We start from the raw sequence: 15082 nt of genomic DNA on the forward strand, positions 1-15082 counted from the left end.
CCTTTAGACCTGAACATCCACTGTTGAAATCGTAATACTGGGATATTGTATAACCCGAATATCGAGACTTCCGGGCTGATATTCTCCTTGGACTGTGCCAGGTTGAAAATTATAGTTTATTTTTCCAGGAATGAGGTTGAATTGAACCGGATTGGCTTGGTAACTAATATGTGGAGCTTCTATAGGGGCCAATGTAATGGCAGGGACTTCCGAAAAGGTTGAATTAGCAGCTATCTTTGCAATTGCATTAGTTTTATTCTCAATCGCAGCCAGTATATGTCCCTCTTGAGCAATTCGAGCGATAGTGTTCATAACAGTTTGCTTTGCAAATTCTGCGTTATCCCGAGAAAAATCAGTATTATTCTTTAGTCCGATGGAGTAACGACTAGGAGTTGAATCAATTATCAGTTCGCCAGGAGGTTGATAAATTTCTAACAGTGGAGGAGTAGTCTGCATTTGTAACGAAGGTTGAGTGATGCGCAAGTTCAACTGGGCGTTTTTAATTGTATACTCCAGTTGAAGAGGCCGAGTTGAGATGTTGAGTTGGAGCATAAAAAATCACTCCTTACTTCAGAAAATCAACTAAGGAAGGCTGGATGATTTGTGCTCCTACTGACAAAGCTGCCTTATAAACATTCTGCTGATTTTGAAAATCGGTAATTGTTTTAGCCATATCCGCATCCTGAATATCCGAAAGATTTTGTACAAGATTTGTTGATGTAGAATCAAGTTGTTCGCTGATTGCAGTCATACGATTCGTACGAGCTCCTAATCCAGCACGCAATGCTAGAACATTATCGATATTTCCATCTATATTCGGAAGCGTATTGCTAATATCTTCCCCAGTTTTCGTTGGATCCTTGAGAAGGTTGCTTAGATTATCCAAAGTAGTAAATAGCCCTGTAGATTTACCATCCATTGGGTTAAATAAAAGCGTATTGCCGTTCACAGAAATCGGCATATTTAGATTTGTACCAACCGGATAGGCAATATCCTGTACATTTCCTTGCCAATTCGTTGTCCCTGTAATTGGATCTATAGTGATAGGAGGTTGATCCGTTTGAGTACCCCCAAAAATATATTTAGTTCCGATCTGAGTTTTCGCTAGCATTTGAAGCTGATTCTTTATCTGATCAACCTCTTGTCCTATAGCTTGACGAGACTCAACCGTATTTGTACCATTGGCAGCTTGTACTGTTAATTCTCGAACCCGCTGCAGCATCGAATTCATATCACCTAAGGTGCTATCCGTTGTGTTCATGATCGATAAGGCTTGACTGGCATTATTCTTCCATTGATCCACACTTGAAATCGTCGTTTTAAGCCGCAAGGCATTTTCAATTCCTACGGGGTCATCTGAAGGTTTGGTAATTCTCTGACCTGATCCGAGCTGGTTTTGTAAATTATCCATGCGCCCCTGAGCTGCTTCAAGATTGCGAAGTAAGTTCTGACTCAACATATTATTTGTAATTCTCACTACTATCACCCTACCTTATCGTGTTATACCCATGCCGTTAACGATCGTATTGAGCATATCATCCATCATGGTCACCATACGCGCAGCAGCTGCATAACTTTTTTGGAATTTAACCAGGTTTGTCATCTCCTCATCAAGAGAAACTCCTGAACTCGATTCACGTTGATTCGTGATTTGCGTGACCAGTACATCCTCTCCTGACTTCATCCGGTTAGCCTGTTGAACATCTACACCGAGCTGAGCAATACTAGCCCCATAAAAGTCTCCGATGGAAGTAGCAGAACTTAAGGAAGCTATCTTGGATGTAATCGTCGACCAGCCATTTGCGAGTGCCGATATTCTTTGTGCTATCGTTCCATCACCTACCGCTACCGGATCAGTAATGACTCCCGTTGCAATTTGAGATAAATTTCCTGAATTTGTAGTTGCATCATAAATTATAGGATTGATGCTTATGTTTGAAGCTTTAACATCGGATATTACGGAAGTAGGTACATCAAAAAAATTAATTCCAGTAGCTGGCGGAGTTATCGCCTTCAAGCCCTGACCCTGACTATGAATCTGATTCACCGCATCGACAACGCCTTGCGCTAGCGTGTCAAACTGAGCTCCCAAGTTTACCAGATAATTATCTCGCAATTCTAGATTTGCTGCCAATTCACCCATCTGATTTCCTAACTTGACATCTGTACCCGGTGCACCCTCCCATTCGATCAGTGACATGCCTGTTGTTAGAGATTGGTTTGGAGGATCAATCAGATGGCGCACTGCACTATCATCGACAAGAGTATTCACTGCGGACGTTTCATCGCCAATCATAAGTTTGTAATTGTTGACTACACGATCCGTAAACTTGGGATCTTTCGTTTCAACTACCCGAACGGTAACAATCTGAGATAATTCATCCACAAGCTGATCTCTTTTATCGCGCAAGTCATTCGGACTATCTCCGTTGACCTCTGCCCTTTTAATTTGTTCATTAAGACTTTTAATCTGATCACCATAATTATTGATCTGATGAACTTGAACCTTTACTTCAGCCTCAATATCGCCCTTTTTGTCTGTTATTTGTTGGGCAATGTGATGGAAGCTATCCGTTAAGGTTAAGGCCCGTTCACGCACGACAGCTCTTGCCCCCATGTTTTCCGGATCTTTAGCAAGATCACTCCATGCAGTCCAAAATTGATTCATATCTGAACTCAAGCTGTTATCAGATGGTTCGTTAAACATGCCTTCCACTTTTTGCAATATATCTTGTTGGGTTGTCCAATACCCTTGCTTTGACGATTCCCAGCGATACTGCCGGTCGACAAAGGCATCTCGAGCACGTCCAATAGTATCAACCTTTACCCCTGTACCCACACTCACATTATGCCCCATCGTATTTAGCGTTTCCGGTGTCGTTGCCGTCAAATTCGCAATCTGTCGGGTATACCCTGCTGTGTTTGCGTTAGAAATATTATGTCCGGTTGTATTTAAAGCGGTTTGTTGCGCTTCAAGTGCGCGCCGCGAGAGTTCAAGTCCAAAAAAAGTGGAGCTCATAATATCCTCCCCTATATACCTTTTATAAGGTAATCAATCCTACTAAACTCAATTTTAGATTTTCTGATCTAGGATTCGCAATGTGCTTGATCCTTGATTATCCGTCATACCCGTCCTCTGATAAGTATTTTTCTCTTGATGCGTAAGCATCCCCACAGTAAAGTTCACGATATTCATGGCTTGTTTGAGTAATTGAGTATTAAGCTCGTTAACATCCATAAGGCCAGTAACGACAGTCTCTAACTCTTCTTTTACGTCTTTAAGTTGCGGGTATTTGACGGCAAGCTCGGCCAAAGTGAGTTCTTCTGCCGATTTTCCAGTCATTTGCGACATTTGATCGGCCCACAGCAAACGCTCTTTTTCTAAGTGAGAGGCTTCCATTAAAAGTTGCTCTTCGCGCACTGTCACTGCTTCAAGCTCTTGAAGATTATTGGCCACGAGTGCTTTTTGCTTATGGTCTGCTAAATCTTTGAGCTCGCGATACACCTCAGCCTGCTTTGTTAAATTGTCATGTAACTGTTGAATAACAGGCACAACTCTAGCCTCCCTTGAGATTTTCATTAAACGCTTATCTTTACTCTTTTCCGAAAAGCAAACTGCGCGCAATGGCGTTCGCATCCACCGTGAATTCTCCATTTTTAATCTGCTGAGAGACTTCTTGGACACGGTCTTCGCGAATCTCGGGAACGTCTTTTACTTTTTGTAAGAGCAGTTGATAGAACTGGGCTTTATCTGAAACTTTGACTCCGTCCGTTCCCTGTTCAGTTGTTTTCTTGTCGAGGGAAGCCACTCGGTTTGTGGTTTGAATGCTACCCACCGGAGACATTGATGTTCCGTCGATTTTCATCTGATTCACTCCCGTAATCTTTATCTTTACTTTTAGTATCGACAGTTCTTATAAAAAACTTAAGAAGTTCCATACAAAAATTCTCCATGCTTCAAGTTCAATTGCATAACTTTCCTCAAGTGCTAGAAGCTTCCGCTAATTTCAGGTATAATAACCCTGAAAGAAAGCTCAAGTTTTCCTGTCATTTGTCGATAATATAAATATGATATAAAAAGGAGGTACGCCTATGCGACTTCCCCTTTGGGAGTGTGCACTGGCTAATCATTTATGGATTTATCAACAGTACTCGGTTTAGTCATCGGCCTCGGTTTTTTAGTTGCTGGGTATCTTGTAGAGGGAGGAGCTATAGGAGCCTTATTTCAGGTCTCGGCTGCGCTCATCGTTTTTGGTGGGACTATAGGTGCTGTTACAACGAGCTTTCCGATACAAGACTTAAAACGAGTTCCTGAATGGTTTAAGATCGCCTTTTCTTCTAAGTCCTTCGGTATTGATGAGGCTTACGAAACCCTGATTCGCTTTGCTGAAAAGGCACGTCGTGAAGGATTGTTAAGTCTTGAACAGGAACTCGAATCCGTCGATGACCGTTTTACGAAACAAGGAATGCAACTCGTTATCGATGGAACAGATCCTGAAATCACGCGTGAGATTTTGGAATCCAACATTAGCGTGATGGAAAAGCGCCATAAGATAGGAATCTCTGTTTTTGAAGCCGCAGGAGGATATGCCCCGACCATGGGGATTATCGGGACCGTCATGGGGCTTGTCCATGTTTTAGGAAATCTCTCTGATCCAACCTCTCTTTCGAGTTCAATTGCCTCTGCCTTTTTAGCAACTCTCTATGGTATTGGCTCTGCTAACCTTGTATGGCTGCCTATTGCGACTAAACTCAAGCAAAAAGATAAAGCAGAAGTCGGCGCCATGGAAATGGTCTTAGATGGAATTCTCTCCATCCAAGCCGGAGAAAACCCCTCAATTCTTAAGGAAAAATTAAAGACCCACATGGGTAACATGCCCAAAGCCAAGGACAAAACTACGGATGATTCCGTAAGCAATATAGATGCTGAAGGCGCATCTATTTAGTGTTTACAAATAATGCGAAGGTGATTGAATGCCAAGAAAACGTCAAGAAGAGCCAGAAAAAGACAATGGAGAACGCTGGCTTCTCACCTATTCCGACTTAATTACACTCCTGATGGTTTTTTTTGTTGTCCTCTACTCGATGAGTCAAATTGATGCCAACAAATTCAAGGCGGTTGCAGAATCTTTAAATGCGGCTTTAGGGGGCGGAGGTCCAACAGCGCAAATCGATGTCGGGCAAAGTCCCAGCGGTCCTTCAATCTTTGAGACAGGGAACCCCCAGAGCAATACTCAAAACCCGGGGACAAATAAAGAGATCGACAAATCAGTAAACGCCCAAAATGCAGGCCAAGGAACACAGCCCGGCCAGGGAAATTCAGATGCCGAGAACATGACCATTGAAGGAATCAAGTCAAAGCTTGACAAATTTGCGGCTGACAATGGAATTCAAACTCAGCTTGTCTCTTCAGTCGAAGAGCGCGGCTTAGTCATTAGTATTCAAGAAACGTTGCTCTTTGAGAGTGGCTCTGCGGATGTGACACCCCGAGCTCGTGAAATTTTAGATAAAATAAATACCGTATTAGCCTCTGCTCCTAATTATATTAAAGTCGAAGGCCATACCGATAACTTACCGATTAGCACCACCCGTTTCCCAAGCAACTGGGAACTTTCTGTACTTCGAGCCACCAATGTCTTGCACATCATGGCCGCTCCTGGAACGATCTCTCCTGATCGTCTCTCCGCTGCAGGGTATGGAGAATTCCGTCCCTTAACTTCCAACGATACCGATGCAGGACGTGCCCGCAATCGTCGCGTGGATTTAGTCATTCTTCGTTCGAAGTATGATTCTACTGAACCCGGCAGCCCAGCGGCAAGTTCTTCTAATTCAGCTCAAAGCAGTACTACTAAATAGAATCGATAAGCTTCCTGCACATAAAAATTAAAGGGTCTCTTGCACAACGAACTCTAAGTTCAAAGTGCAACGAGTCCCTTGTTTTTCAAGCTCATCATAACGCTAAAATGCTAACCTTTGTACCGCCCGATAAACAATATCACTAGCCAACTGAAGTTGCTCAGGTTTAATCTGGCCTGGTGTATCTTCAGGAGTATGGTTTTGATTCAGCCAATCTCTGGCCATCAAGGTTGCCGCTGGAATTCCAACCTGAGCAAAACTCACCTGGTCACTGTTATGTCCCCCGAAAGGGGTATGTAAAGCGCTTGCTCCAGCTTGTGCCGCTGCCGCATTCAACGTCTGATAGGCTAAATTATTTTCACTCTCCGACCAGAGCGCAAAATTTCCAACCATGCCATTACCCACAGTATCGATGTTCAGCATCGCCTGAATCTGCCCGAGTGGGAACGTCGGTGACTGAACAAAAGATTGTGAGCCGACAAAGCCCATTTCTTCTGCACTCCAGAACGCAAATACCAAGGTCTTCTGAGGTACCTTTCCATCACGGAGGAGATGCCTGATCACTTCCAGCACACAGCTGACCCCTGAAGCATTATCATTGGCTCCTGGATAAACCTTTCCTTCATTTACTCCCAGATGATCGTAATGAGCTGAAACAAGAATCACTTGATCTTGTGCTTTACCCATTAATGCTCCCAGCAGATTTGCGCTCGGGGTACGCAGGCTCCCCAGATTACCTGCCGTAAAGGTAAGCCGGCCATTGATTACCTTTTTCGTAACGGGGGGAATTGTGAAAACATGGGTAAAACTTTCTCCCTGATCCCCCATCGGTTTTAACCCAAGTGTGCTCATCTGTTTGGCTAAATAGCTTGACGCGTTGTTCTCTCCTACCGTACCGGCTTGTCGCCCTTGCATGTCCGGTGCAGTCAGAGCTATGATATCCTCCATTGCGCTGCGGTATAGAACTTCTTCATTGATCAATCCCTGCGGAAGCTCCGGCAAAGGGGTGATCAAGCTCACTGGAGGACGCTTAACCGCACTATGAAACGCTTCATTAATTTTGCCCGGCCAGAACGTCCACGGCAGATACAAAGCCGATAATCCTAAGAGCATTTTTAAAAAATTGCGTCGTGAATTCATAACATTATCCTTTCAAAGGAGGATTAATATGCCCTTACGTATTGATGGCACTGCACAATCAGAAAGCCTAACCCGCTCCCCTTCCACTTCAACACGAGGGGAATTAGATTTTACTCAAGCCTTAGGCCAAGTCCAACACTTGCAACGGAAAGAACTTCAGGATTTTCTCAAGAAGTTCGATATCAAGGGGAAAGCGCTGGCTCAAAGCTTCTCCTTAGGCGATCTGGCCGATTTCAAAACGATGGTGAAGTCTTTTCTGCGCTCAACCTTTGGCCAAAGCCGCCAACTCACGGAAGAAACCTTCTGGGATTTCCGCGGAAGGCCCAAGGTTCTCGCCCGAATTCAGCAGATTGACCAATCTTTAGAAGATCTCGGTAATCAGGTCATCGAAGCCCATAGCAAGCCACTCGAACTTTTAGATAAGATCGATGAAATTCGGGGGCTTATCATTGACCTTTTAGGCTGACCCTATCATTTTATCATTAAACTTTATATAAAAGAGGTGCTCAAACATGTTAAACCCTGAAAATACCTATGAGTGGTTTATTAAAGCTTTCCATCCTAAAAGTGGACTTGATTTAAACTTTTATAAGCAAAACCAGATGCAACGACGGATCTTAAGCTTTATGAATTCTCATAAGTACCCAACCTTCCCGGATTTCATGAAAGCGTTAAACGAGGATTCAGTCCTTTTTGATAGCTTTTTCAAACATTTAACAATCAATGTTTCGCAATTTTTCCGGGATACGACCCAGTGGACAACCTTACGCGAAACCATCTTACCCAAGCTTCTACAGGGAAAAACGAGTCTGAAGCTCTGGAGCGCTGGATGTTCAAGCGGTCAAGAGCCTTATTCCTTAGCAATCACTTTGATGGAGTATTTCTCGCATACTCACTTTAGCATACTTGCAACTGATATTGATGTAAATGTCTTAAAGCAGGCTAAAGACGGGGTTTATAAACAGAATGATTTTGCCTCTACTCCACCCGAACTCCTGCAAAAGTATTTTACCTTAACTGACAAAGGGTATCAAATTAAAGATTCGGTTAAACGCCAAGTTTCTTTTAAACAGCAGAACTTACTGACCGATCGTTTTGAAAGTGGTTTTGATTTCTTGGCCTGCCGGAATGTGGTGATCTATTTTACCGAAGAAGCCAAAGAAATGCTTTATCAGAAGTTTACCCAATCCTTAAATAAGGACGGCATCCTCTTTACAGGAAGTACCGAGCACCTTTTTGGAATGAATAACTTAGGGCTAAAGCCAGTCTCATCGTTCTTTTACCAGAAACAAGAATAGAAACACAACTAGAATTAATCCCACGTTCATATTATAGATTAGAGATAGAAAAACGATAAAGAGAAAGGTGGGATTCTCTTGTTTTTCCACGAACGTCTAATCATAAGTTATGTCCAATATCTTGAAAATGATCGTTATGTCTTCCAACTCACAGAAGGTGCGGAGTTTCCTGTCAGCCGTGAGGAATTTATGACCCACTATCAAGAGTACCGCAAATTTGAAGACGAAAGAGCAAGAGCCTCTCAACAACATGCTGAGCGCTATCGGCCGTTACCTGTCACCTTAGTCGTTCGTCGTTGTGTTAAGGTCTTCCCCGCAAACCCTAGTTTGAGGCGCAAACGCAGGTCAGCGTAAATGAAAACAGACTCCTGCGTGAGCGCCCTTTTCATGAGCGAACCTAATATAAATGCCCCTGGTATGGATTCCGATCCACCAGGGGCACTTTCATTTGAATTTATAAATTTTATGCAAACCTATAACAGGCTTTGTTATCTTATTTATGAAAGTTTAAGCGAGTTTTGAAATCTTTTCATACTCCTCTACAAATTGTTGAACAGGAAAGGTCAATCCTTTTCCTTTGTACTCAAGAGAAACTTGCTGAGCTGTCGGGTTATACCCTATAAACTTCATTCCCAACTGTTTCGCCATTTTCGCCAGTTCAATTCGCGCGCCTCGTCCCACATCTTGAAAATTCATCGTTCGCACACGCCCCTTTTACCGTTATCTCTCATAGGTATTCTAAGGTTTTAAGGGTTACTGGGAGTACATATTCAGTTTTTAATCCTATTTTGTTTACGAATGTTATTTCTCGTCGTTTCTGTTCTTCAGTCTTTTAAGGTGACAAACCTAGGTTGAGCGAATCTTTGCATCGCAATCTAACCTTATCTAGATAATATCTTATTCTGTAGCGAGTTGCAACTTGCATCTTCTGTCTAAGTCGTCAGAAATTTGTAATCTTTACACTCTCTTGAAAAATCAAAAACACGGTTCTAAAAATTTTTAGCGTGCCCAAAAAGTCCAAGGATTGAAATCCCGGTAAGAATCAATATGCACCCTAAAAGCTTAGGTAGATTAATCCCTTCATCTAAAAATGCTGCGCCATAAAAAATAGCGATAACATACCCCAAAGCGACCATGGGATAAGCATAACTCAGTTCCCACTTGGAAATCACGACCAACCATAAGATCGAGCTCATTCCAAAACACATAAATCCAACGAAGATGGCGGGCGTAAAGATAATACTGAAGAGCTGACGCCAAATGTTCTGAGCAGTGACCCGACCATATTGAAGCATACCGACACGAAAAAGGAACTGGCCGGTTGCTCCCAAAAAAATTGAAAAAAGGGCAATCCCCAAAGAACGAAAATCCAAGCTCAAGCGCTGCACTTCCTTAACATATCTTTCCTTCATAAAGAAGTAGCTTCCCCAGTGCTTTTATCAAATATACCTCAAGTTCCATAATTAAGCGCTATATCGGATTGAGGGATAGGTTGATGATACTCAAAATCGCGTCCTTGCACAGTGACCTTGCTGCCGTCAACTGTAACCATGAGCCCTTCACTGGCTTCGGCAGTAGCTTGGCGTACGCGCGTCACTGAAGAATCTCCAAAGAGCGTAAACGCATCATGAACGGCAGTTCCGGGTGCTCCAATTTTCAAATGCAAATGGCCCGAGAAAAGAACAACCTGAGGATAAGCTTCCAGGATTTTTGCCAATTCTTCCTGCTGCTGGACGTATTGCGTATGGATCGGGGAATCGCCCTTGTCTGTAAATAGCGGTTGATGGAGGAAAACGAAAATCGGCTTTTGCGGATCTGCATTCTCCGCTAGCTTTTGTTTTAGCCACGTAAGCTGTTCTTCAGAAAGGTACACCCCATCGCCGATCTTGGGGTCAGACATCGCCGATTTCTCCGATCCCAGAAAAATAAAGTGATAGCCTTTCATCACGCGATCTGTATACACTTGATCTCGCCCAGAAAAATCTAAGAAACGTTGCACAGCCTGCTCATCCGTTTCTCCGTTTGGAAAGGTCTCTTTGTTCCAAGCTTCAGTCTTGGGATCGTGATATGCTTTATAAAATTCATGGTTGCCCATCGTAAAAAGAAGGGGCGTTTTCTGAGTCGACCTTGAGCGAACCTTTTGAATCAATTGGTTCAAAACCCTATAGTCAGCTGGCAGCCCATCTCCAAGATCTCCATTGACCACGATTAAATCAAGAGGAGAGCGTTGCGGGTCCAGTAAATCGCTAAGCGCATTCTCAACCTTAGCTTGAGCATTTTCGTCCGTCGACCGAACATGGAGATCGCTTATGACGGCAAAGTGCAATTCTGAACTCGACTCTGTATTCTGAGTAGTCACAGGAACCCCAGGCTCAAGTTGAGTTTGAGCCTGGAGTTCCTGCACGCCGTCAAGTCTTGCCCCAGAAAGCAGATTTCCAAGGAAGCCCGAATTATCCACAAAGAGGATCAGAAGAGTGACTAGGCCTACCGTCATGGCTATAGAGATTTTAAAAAAGAACGTATACCTTCTTTTCATATTTCTCCTTAACTACGTTTAATATCTCCATTTTACGAGAAAACCAATTCAATGCACAAGAGCCAATTTATCGCGCTTTAAGATTATAGAACTTTAAGTGGTTTTACCGTTGGGCCCTCAAGAATTTCACCATCTGCTGTATACCGTGAGCCGTGGCAAGGGCAATCCCAGGAATGTTCTGCATTATTCCAGTGCAATTCACACCCCAAATGAGCACACGTTGTGTCTACGGTATGAACCTTGCCTGCCTCGTCTTCGAAAACGCCCACCCGCTGACCATCCTCTAACTCTACATTCCCCTCACCGGCCATGACCTCAACCTCTTCCGGGGCAACTTCGAGTTTACCTGAGATCAGATTGGCAGCCACATCGGCATTTTGAACCACAAATTGACCGACTGAGGCCAGTGTAGTCGTCCGGGAAGGAGCATAGACTTCCTCCCAGGGCGATTCGCCCTTTACGATTAAGTCGCGAAGGAGTAGTCCAGAAACGGTACTATGCGTCATTCCCCATTTTCGAAATCCGGTCGCTACATAGAGATTAGGACTTTGCGAAGACATTCTTCCAATATAGGGAATATCATCGAGGCTTGTGCAATCCTGCGCTGACCAGCGGTAAGGGAAATCTTCAACCGTAAAAAGTTGTTCCCCAAAATCCATCAGGTTTTCATAGTGCTGCCTTAAATTTTCACCCTGACCTACCTTATGCTTCTCTCCCACAATCAAAATCCGCTCGCCTTCCGTGGTCGGCAAAGAGCGCAGAGAACGTCCCGGATCCTCTGCACTGAGATACATTCCACCCGGAAATTTTTCCTGGGCTTTAGCCACTACGGCATAGGCCCGTTCTGTATATAGCCGCGTAAAATAGAGCCCTGGGAAAAAGTTAAAAGGATAGTGTGCCGCCATAATCATATGCGTTGCTGTCACTTTATTACCTGCAGCGGTCGTCACCGTATAGGGACCTTCCCCTTCAAGATCGACCACTCGGGTCTGTTCAAAGATTAACCCCCCTTGATCTGGGATTTTTGAAGCCAAGGCCAGTAGATATTTGCGTGAATGGAACTGAGCTTGATGCTCGAATCGTACCGCTCCCCGAATTTTAAGGGGTAGCTCTAACTTCGTCTCAAAACTGGCCTTAATTCCCAATTCTGAGGCAGCCTTAACTTCATCTTCAATCTTTTGTAGGTAGTCCTCTGAGGCCGTATAGATATAGGCCGGTTGATAACTAAAATCGCAGTCGATTTGCTGCTCTTCAATACATTTTGCGACAAAATGGAGTGCTGCTTCATTCGCCTCGGCATATTGCTTGGTTTTCTCCTGACCCAGATTTCTTTGCAGTTGAGCATAAATCAAATCATGCTGTGAAGTGAGTTTCGCCGTGGTATGCGCAGTTGTTCCGAGAAGAATCCGGTCCGCCTCCAAAACAGCCACCTTGAGTCCCTCCTGGCTAAGGAGATATGCCGAGGTGATCCCAACCATACCTCCTCCCACAATCGCAACATCCACTTTTAAATCCTCTCTCAAGGCTGGATAATCCGTCTCCGGTGTCGAAGCGATCCAGTAAGAACTCGGGGGATTCTTAAACCGTTTATCTATCGTACTCTGTTTATTATCCATTTTACACTACCCCTTACAAAAAAATGTTTTACTTATCATTCCCCGTTTTATTTGATCCATTCTGAATCGAGACAGCCTGGATGGTGGTAAAATGAATTCAAACGTCAATTTTTGCGGAGGTGATCTTATGGAACCGTATCGAAAGCTCTATTTTATCTGGTATTTTGATGATGATAAAGGCTACGGAATAGAAGTTTTTGGAGAAAGACTGAACACAAGCACTCGATCAGAAACTAATGATCACTCCAAATTTAAGACTCTTGTCAATTGGAGCTTTGGGCACGGGACTTGGGCCCGAAATTTACGGAGAAGTTGGGGTGATTTCGCTGCCAATAGAGTAGCCCAAAATCAAGGAAGCCTGCCCCTTGAAATTGAGAATATCGTTTTAAGGTTTAATGTAGAGGAACAGGTTCTTGAGGGCGATATCAAGAAAATTGAGAATATGTTAAAGTCAGAAGATAATCGAGTTTAATAAATGAAGTAGTAGCTAACACAAAAATAGACGCCTCTCTAAGAAATCGCAATTTCTATGGAGAGGCGCCTTGGAGCTAAAGCTATGCAAGTGATAATTGTCAGAATTGTTCTCCGTTGTGTGGGGGTACTACCCTATTTATAGAGACTGCGGTAGCAATCAAAATGATAATTGCCCCTACAAGCATAACCGTATGATAGGATGTCATGAAGGCACTCACTGTCTGACTCGCGGAAGGATGTTGAATATTAGCTAAAAGGGAGGCTTCCCGATTTTCAAAGAGGGTAACCGAAAGAGTTGTACCGACGACCATGCCGACATTGCGAACCAAGGCATTAAGGCCCCCTGCAATCCCCAATTTATTTTTGGGAACAGCATTCATAACACTGCTTGTGTTCGGCGGGTTAAACATCCCTGCCCCAATACCCATTAAAAGAGGACCCGGAAAGATCATCCAAAAAGCAGAATGGGCTGTGGTGGTTGTTAAATAAAGAAGTCCCGAGGCTATCGTTATTAAACCGCCCGTTGTTAAAATCATGGGTCCGATCTCATCCGAGAGGTAGCCGCTCAAGGGAGCAATAATCGCCATGGCTAACGGAAAAGCCGTCATCAAAAGTCCGACTTGGGTCGTCGAATATTTGAGAATTTGTTGTAGGTAAAACGGCATTAAGATGGTATTGGCAAATTGACCTGTAAAAGACAGGAAAGACGAGAGATTTCCGATGAGAAACGGCTTATTTTTGTAGAGGTCAAAATCAATAATCGGATCTGTAATCCGGCGCTCAAACCGCATAAAAATACTCAGCAATAGGATACCTATGACTATACCACCAATAATTAAAGGTGAGCCCCAACCTTGAGCTTGCCCGTTATTGATAGCATACAGAACACAAATCATCCCAACCGCAAACAAGAGAGCACCCGTAGAGTCGAATTTAATTTTCTCATGTTTTGGAAGATCGTGTGGCAAGATGACTTGAGCGACCAAAAAGGCGATAATTCCAATGGGTAAATTAACATAAAAAACGGAACGCCAGCCCATCAATCCCACTAAAACACCCCCGAGAGCTGGTCCTGATAAAGCTCCGAGTGCAACCATTGTTCCATTCAGACCTAAAGCACGTCCACGCTCATGAAGAGGAAATGCCGATACGAGCAAAGCCTGATTATTGGCCATTAACATGGATGCGCCTATGGCTTGAACGACACGCATACTCACTAACATCCATAAGTTAGCGGACATTCCGCAAAGGGCTGAACCCAAAGTAAAGAAGATAAAACCCGTTGAATAGACCCGCTTTCGCCCCAAGATGTCCGCCAACTTGCCAAAGACAGGGAGCAGACTGGAAATCGTCAATAAATACGCCGTTACAACCCATTGTAATGTACCTAAATTCGTCTTAAATTCATCGGACATCGTTGGCAAGGCCACGCTGACAATGCTGCTGTCAAGAGTAGCCATAAACGTCCCTAAAGCCACATTGGCAAGAATAAACCAACGAATATTTGGTGATTCCTTAATTTTTTTAACTACATCCATGCGTACTCTCCTCCAATGCAACTTTCAGCTCTTGCAAACCATCAATCAGACCCTCATGAATATCAATAAGATATCGAACGCCTTAAATAAGTAAAACCCTTGATATATCAAGGGTTGGTGTGACAAGTTTCCCATAAGTATGGCGAAGTCAACCTATAAGCCGGGTTTTGTCTCCTTCCTTACGGAAGGCGATGATCATCTATCTTGGGCCGCTGTTACCAACGACCTCATGCGACCTTACCCGGGGACGAGAACGGGCCGTTCCATAGTCCCCCTATTCGGTCTTGCTCCAGGTGGGGTTTGCAGGGCCAACCTGTCACCAGGTTGCCGGTGAGCTCTTACCTCGCCTTTCCACCCTTACCGGAGTGTCCTTACGAACACCCAGGCGGTATATCTCTGTTGCACTTTCCTTGGGGTCTCCCCCACTGGACGTTATCCAGCACCGTGCCCTATGGAGCCCGGACTTTCCTCAGAGGCAGCCTTTCGGCTCTTACCCCCGCGACCATCCGGTTGACTTCGCTTATTTATCTTACTTGATATTTAGGTTTTGGTCAAATTATTCTTGATGGTTAGCTTACCAAGCAAATCCTGTCTTGAAATAATTATGCATATCTTTTGGATAAT

16 protein-coding genes, 1 other RNA gene and 1 pseudogene are annotated in these 15082 nt (G+C 43.9%); 6 read left to right on the top strand and 12 right to left on the bottom strand.

What is annotated here, in order from left to right:
- Positions 1–3 precede the first annotated feature (3 nt).
- Genes DESME_RS12300 through flgM form a run of 5 tightly spaced genes read right to left on the bottom strand, consistent with a single transcriptional unit; the run spans position 4 to position 3866 of the window.
- Positions 4–552, bottom strand: a complete 549-nt coding sequence (locus tag DESME_RS12300) for a DUF6470 family protein (protein ID WP_006715948.1) — start codon at positions 550–552, stop codon at positions 4–6.
- A 13-nt stretch (positions 553–565) separates the two neighbouring features.
- Positions 566–1477 (bottom strand): flagellar hook-associated protein FlgL, encoded by a 912-nt coding sequence (gene flgL, locus DESME_RS12305; protein ID WP_006715947.1) that lies wholly within the window; start codon positions 1475–1477, stop codon positions 566–568.
- 15 nt (positions 1478–1492) lie between these two features.
- Complete coding sequence (gene flgK, locus DESME_RS12310) at positions 1493–3019, bottom strand: flagellar hook-associated protein FlgK (RefSeq protein ID WP_006715946.1); 1527 nt, start codon at positions 3017–3019, stop codon at positions 1493–1495.
- Between the two features lie 54 nt (positions 3020–3073).
- A complete protein-coding gene (locus DESME_RS12315; RefSeq protein ID WP_006715945.1) occupies positions 3074–3553 on the bottom strand; it encodes a flagellar protein FlgN in 480 nt (159 codons plus the stop codon).
- A gap of 40 nt (positions 3554–3593) precedes the next feature.
- Positions 3594–3866: a flagellar biosynthesis anti-sigma factor FlgM gene (gene flgM, locus DESME_RS12320; protein WP_006715944.1), complete on the bottom strand. Its 273-nt coding sequence runs from the start codon at positions 3864–3866 to the stop codon at positions 3594–3596.
- A 267-nt stretch (positions 3867–4133) separates the two neighbouring features.
- Here flgM and DESME_RS12325 point away from each other — a divergent pair, with 267 nt between their 5' ends.
- Together DESME_RS12325 and DESME_RS12330 are read left to right on the top strand one after the other, a co-directional pair.
- Positions 4134–4946, top strand: coding sequence for a flagellar motor protein (locus DESME_RS12325; RefSeq protein WP_006715942.1), 813 nt, complete (start codon positions 4134–4136; stop codon positions 4944–4946).
- 28 nt (positions 4947–4974) lie between these two features.
- Positions 4975–5856, top strand: coding sequence for an OmpA/MotB family protein (locus DESME_RS12330; RefSeq protein ID WP_006715941.1), 882 nt, complete (start codon positions 4975–4977; stop codon positions 5854–5856).
- 102 nt (positions 5857–5958) lie between these two features.
- Here the strand turns inward: DESME_RS12330 and DESME_RS12335 are convergent, their stop codons facing one another.
- Positions 5959–6996: a M28 family metallopeptidase gene (locus DESME_RS12335; RefSeq protein WP_006715940.1), complete on the bottom strand. Its 1038-nt coding sequence runs from the start codon at positions 6994–6996 to the stop codon at positions 5959–5961.
- 28 nt (positions 6997–7024) lie between these two features.
- Between DESME_RS12335 and DESME_RS12340 the strand changes: the two genes are divergently transcribed.
- The 3 genes from DESME_RS12340 (at position 7025) to DESME_RS12350 (ending at position 8648) form a co-directional block, all read left to right on the top strand.
- Positions 7025–7462: a YaaR family protein gene (locus DESME_RS12340; RefSeq protein WP_006715939.1), complete on the top strand. Its 438-nt coding sequence runs from the start codon at positions 7025–7027 to the stop codon at positions 7460–7462.
- A gap of 46 nt (positions 7463–7508) precedes the next feature.
- A complete protein-coding gene (locus DESME_RS12345) occupies positions 7509–8294 on the top strand; it encodes a CheR family methyltransferase (RefSeq protein ID WP_006715938.1) in 786 nt (261 codons plus the stop codon).
- Between the two features lie 78 nt (positions 8295–8372).
- Positions 8373–8648: a hypothetical protein gene (locus tag DESME_RS12350; RefSeq protein WP_006715937.1), complete on the top strand. Its 276-nt coding sequence runs from the start codon at positions 8373–8375 to the stop codon at positions 8646–8648.
- A gap of 153 nt (positions 8649–8801) precedes the next feature.
- Here the strand turns inward: DESME_RS12350 and DESME_RS12355 are convergent, their stop codons facing one another.
- The 4 genes and pseudogenes from DESME_RS12355 to DESME_RS12370 all read right to left on the bottom strand — a co-directional run bounded on the left by DESME_RS12355 (position 8802) and on the right by DESME_RS12370 (position 12446).
- Positions 8802–8990: a hypothetical protein gene (locus DESME_RS12355; RefSeq protein WP_025248804.1), complete on the bottom strand. Its 189-nt coding sequence runs from the start codon at positions 8988–8990 to the stop codon at positions 8802–8804.
- A 293-nt stretch (positions 8991–9283) separates the two neighbouring features.
- Positions 9284–9712 (bottom strand): annotated as a pseudogene (locus tag DESME_RS12360) (DMT family transporter); the annotation flags it as partial.
- 32 nt (positions 9713–9744) lie between these two features.
- Positions 9745–10830: a metallophosphoesterase family protein gene (locus DESME_RS12365; protein ID WP_006715934.1), complete on the bottom strand. Its 1086-nt coding sequence runs from the start codon at positions 10828–10830 to the stop codon at positions 9745–9747.
- Positions 10831–10913: 83 nt separating this feature from the next.
- Positions 10914–12446, bottom strand: coding sequence for an FAD-dependent oxidoreductase (locus tag DESME_RS12370; protein WP_006715933.1), 1533 nt, complete (start codon positions 12444–12446; stop codon positions 10914–10916).
- 127 nt (positions 12447–12573) lie between these two features.
- On the opposite strand from DESME_RS12370, the gene DESME_RS12375 reads away from it, so the two are divergent.
- Positions 12574–12918 (top strand): hypothetical protein, encoded by a 345-nt coding sequence (locus DESME_RS12375; protein ID WP_006715932.1) that lies wholly within the window; start codon positions 12574–12576, stop codon positions 12916–12918.
- 100 nt (positions 12919–13018) lie between these two features.
- Here DESME_RS12375 and DESME_RS12380 read toward each other — a convergent pair whose 3' ends face one another.
- Both DESME_RS12380 and rnpB read right to left on the bottom strand, forming a co-directional pair.
- Entirely contained in the window at positions 13019–14458 is a 1440-nt protein-coding gene (locus DESME_RS12380) for an MFS transporter (RefSeq protein WP_006715931.1), read from the bottom strand.
- Positions 14459–14598: 140 nt separating this feature from the next.
- An RNA gene (rnpB, locus tag DESME_RS15510) (RNase P RNA component class A) lies at positions 14599–14976 on the bottom strand.
- Positions 14977–15082 lie beyond the last annotated feature (106 nt).

Source organism: Desulfitobacterium metallireducens DSM 15288, assembly GCF_000231405.2.
Lineage (GTDB): Bacteria > Bacillota > Desulfitobacteriia > Desulfitobacteriales > Desulfitobacteriaceae > Desulfitobacterium_A > Desulfitobacterium_A metallireducens.